The following is a 3928-nucleotide window of genomic DNA, read 5'->3' as shown; positions in this document are numbered from 1 at the left end:
TGCAGTCATAGCAGAGCTTGATCAGCATAGAAATGGAAAGAAGGGCAAGGCCGCGAATAAGTCTGAGGAATGCCATCGATACATCAGAAACCGTCCAGGTCAGTTTGAATATGCGGCAGCGAGAGCGGTAAACCTTCCCATCGGTTCTGGTGAAATAGAGAGTGCGAACAGTTCAATAGTGCAAATGCGACTCAAGATACCCGGCGTCTGGTGGAAACCCGAGAACGCTGAAGCAATGCTTGGCTTAAGAACATTACGAGCTAACGGTGAATGGGATCAGTACTGGGAGCGCTTAGGGTARCCGGTGAAAGGACACTTTTAATTTCACCCCCAGCCACCTGATGACCATCATTGGCTGGACTCTTGCCTTAATGATGACCAAAGCCGCTGTTCTTTATCTGCTGGCTATTCTGTTTCGAGTGCGTCACAGCGATCAGTGGTTATTCACTCTCAGCCTTGCCCAGGCCGGTGAATTTGGCTTTGTTCTACTGGGGTATTCGGTGGATCAGTTCATACTCCCTGTTGATTTAGCTCAAATCCTGTCTATGGTCGTTGCTCTGTCCATGTTCCTGACACCTGCACTCTTTATTTTATTCGAACGTATTATTCAACCCCGCTATCAACAATCCGGCGATGACCGTGAAGCGGACACCATCGACACCCAAGGCCCTGTGCTTATCGCTGGTATTGGTCGCTTTGGGCAGATCGTAAACCGCCTTCTGGTGGCTCAAGGCGTAAATACCGTGGTGCTGGATAAATCCACCGACCAGATCGATATGATGCGCAGGATCAATGTACGAAGTTTCTATGGAGATGCCTGCCGCCCGGACCTGTTGCACACCGCAGGTATCAACGAATGCAAGCTGATGATCGTCGCCATTGATGACCCGCCTCGATCGGTCACCATCGTTCATTACATTAAGCAGCACTTCCCTCATGTGCAGGTGCTTGCCCGGGCTTTTGACCGCGGACATCACTATGAGTTATGCGACGCTGGTGCGGATTATGTCATTAGCGAAACCTATGATTCCGCCCTGAACCTAGGCGCCGAATCCCTTGTTCGCCTCGGAGTTCATCCATTTAAGGCGGAACAGATAAAACAGGGATTTATTCAACTGGAAAGAAGCCAAAAGGATGAACTTTACCGAAGCTGGCTAGAAGAAGACGGGTTAAGGGGCTATGGCGAACACTATCAAAAACTGTTTATCCGACTGGAAGCATTACTGAAAGAGGCGTTTAACAGTGACCGCTCTGACCGGCACTCCAAATCAGAACGTGGCTGGACACCACCACCCAAAGATTACCTTAAGGACTTTGATGACAAATATTAAACGTCGAAAGACTTTTACAGCCAAGACAATTTAAAGCAACGAAGGCTGGAATTTCTCATATCAAAACCCTATCCTAACGGCCAAACTACAAAAATAACAAGACATGAGCTGTATGAAAAAAATACTGATCACTCTCTCCATCACCGCTGCTTTTCTCATTGCAGTGCCTCCTTACTTTCTGGGATTCTCCATTTTTAACCTTGGCCATGCGGTTCAGGTTGGCACCAGCTTGAGCGCCAAACTTGCCTGCTCAGCGCGATATGTTTCCGGGTTTGATGACCAGCAAATTGCCAGTGATTTGTCGTCTTATTCTCCAGTCACTGAACTGGTGGAACTGCAATGGAGCGAATCCCCAAGCCAGGTGTCTGCCAACCTGTTTGGCCTGGCTCCAACGGTGGCGACCTATCGTGATGGCATTGGATGCTCCCTTGATCACGATGAAGGTTTTGATCTGGACAGCCTCGCTGTGCAGAAAACCGAGATCCGGCCTGATGTAGAATGGCCTCGGGGCAGTCTTGTCACAACGATTAACTCCGAACTTCAATCCACTTTGGATAACATCATCCAACAGGACAATGAGCAAGGTTTAAACAGCCGCGCCATGGTCGTCGTTCAGGATGGAAAAATTGTTGCTGAAGCCTATGGTGACAATACTCATCCAGAGACGCCTCTACTCGGCTGGTCCATGGCGAAAAGCGTTACTGCCATGATGCTTGGTCGTCTGGAACTCGAAGGCAAAGTTTCCAGAGATACCAGCGGTTTGTTTCCTGAGTGGAATGATGAACGTGCCAATCTTAAACTGCATGATTTATTGCAAATGAGCAGTGGCCTGACATTCGATGAAACCTATGCACCTGGCAGTGATGCGACTCATATGCTGTTCACCGCGCCCAGCGCTTCGGACGTAGCCATGACCAGCCCTCAAGGCTATAAGCCAAGCACTCATTTTTCCTATTCTTCTGGCACAACAAACCTTCTCTCCAGATACATACAACAGTTACTGGATAATCAGCCACAAAATACCATGAACTTTCTAACCCGTGAGCTGTTTGCTCCTGCTGGAATAGCCACGGCAACCTTTGAGACCGACCCTTCGGGCGTGCTTGTAGGTAGCTCTTATCTTTATGCCTCCGGCAGGGACTGGGCGCGTCTTGGCCTGATGATGGCAGAAAATGGTGAAATCAATGGTTATCAGGTACTTGCACCAGAGTGGGTTGAAGCAGCGAGCACCCCAAACAACAGTGACAATGAAAAAGCCTACGGCTATCAGTTCTGGTTGAATCGTGGTGATGAACAGCTTCGCTGGCCTTCACTACCGGAAGATGCCTACGCCATGATGGGGAACCGGAAGCAATCAGTTATGGTGATTCCTTCTGAGCAAGTGGTTCTGGTCAGACTGGGCTGGACATCGGGTGAGTATCCAATGGAACAAAATTACAAAGACTTGTTGCAGAGCATGTGATTATTAAAAATTCATCGTTAGACCAAGGTTCCTGGCGCAGTTGAGATCACTGCGCTAGTGTCCATGAGTTGCCTGTGAGCAGCCTTATAATCGTTAATGGCTTTTGCAATGACCTTTTCCACTGGCTCCAGTTTTATGTAATAGCTTACGGCGTTTAACTTTAATGCTTCAGAGATATCTTTATATATTTGATTCTGTAAAATTCCAGCACGCTGATTCATATAAACCATATCTTCTTCTATGCTTATATCATTGCAGGTTACATTATCAACTCTTTCTGCTTTTTCCCTTACAAGCCTCGAACAAAATGCACTCATTTCACGTTGCAACAATTTTCTCAAATTGCCTCTAAACGCCTCATCAGCATTCAAAAGACCATTAGATCGCCCTTCATCAGCAGGGTGCTCAGCCTGAATAATGTAGCAAGTATTTAAAAAGCATCTACTCTATTAGTAATTGACTACTGACGTTTATGTTTGCTGCCATGCCTGCCCAGATACTTTCTTCAAAAAACTCCGAAACCCAAGTTCTCATCACTATCCAGCATGGAAAGTCAATGTTGGAGTTTGAAGATCTGTTACAGKACGAGCTTAATGATGCTGGCCGTCTGGCATCTGCTAAACAGCTGGAGTACCTCGACACTGATGGCTCTCCTATTCAGCTTGGCTCTATCAGTATGACCTGCAAGAAAAAGAAAGAACTCAAGGTTTATGAGTCTCCATGGGGGCAGTGTCCAGTAGAGCGCTATGTTTATCAGAGCAGTAAGGGAGGTAAAACGTTCTGTCCTCTTGATCAGAATGCACGCATTGTCGTCAACTCGACGCCAGCATTTGCTCGCATGGTCAGCTGGAAGTATGCCAACATGGCTGCTCCTCAGGTTGAAGCAGATTTGCTTCAGAATCACAGGAGATCAAGCAGCCGGGCCACGCTTAAAGATATTTCTGATGTCGTGGCCAGTATTGCCCAGGCAAAAGAAGAAAGTTGGACTTACGACATTCCTCAACTACCAGAGCCAGTAGCTACCGTATCTATTGGTCTGGATGGAACAACTCTGCTCTATCGTGATGGCAACTACCGCATTGCTATGTGTGGAACCATTGCATTATTGAATGATGACGGTGATCGACTTCATACG

General features: G+C 47.3%; 3 protein-coding genes and 1 pseudogene. 3 read left to right on the top strand and 1 reads right to left on the bottom strand.

All coding sequences use genetic code 11. The annotated features are described in order from the left end of the window. Positions 1-341: 341 nt before the first annotated feature. Positions 342-1331 carry an NAD-binding protein gene (locus AKL11_RS13875; protein ID WP_067518385.1) on the top strand — a complete coding sequence of 330 codons (990 nt, stop codon included), beginning with the start codon at positions 342-344 and terminating at the stop codon, positions 1329-1331. Between the two features lie 112 nt (positions 1332-1443). Beyond that, the gene (locus AKL11_RS13870; protein ID WP_067518382.1) at positions 1444-2793 is read left to right on the top strand and encodes a serine hydrolase domain-containing protein; all 1350 of its coding nucleotides are present in this window, start codon (positions 1444-1446) and stop codon (positions 2791-2793) included. A 17-nt stretch (positions 2794-2810) separates the two neighbouring features. Here AKL11_RS13870 and AKL11_RS13865 read toward each other — a convergent pair whose 3' ends face one another. Beyond that, complete coding sequence (locus AKL11_RS13865) at positions 2811-3164, bottom strand: hypothetical protein (RefSeq protein ID WP_067518379.1); 354 nt, start codon at positions 3162-3164, stop codon at positions 2811-2813. Between the two features lie 185 nt (positions 3165-3349). On the opposite strand from AKL11_RS13865, the pseudogene AKL11_RS25680 reads away from it, so the two are divergent. Next, a pseudogene (locus AKL11_RS25680) lies at positions 3350-3928 on the top strand (ISKra4 family transposase); the annotation flags it as partial.

Source organism: Endozoicomonas ascidiicola, from assembly GCF_001646945.1.
In the GTDB taxonomy this organism is placed as follows: domain Bacteria; phylum Pseudomonadota; class Gammaproteobacteria; order Pseudomonadales; family Endozoicomonadaceae; genus Endozoicomonas; species Endozoicomonas ascidiicola.
Note: the sequence above shows the minus strand (reverse complement) of the source record. Positions and strands in the feature narration are given on the sequence as shown.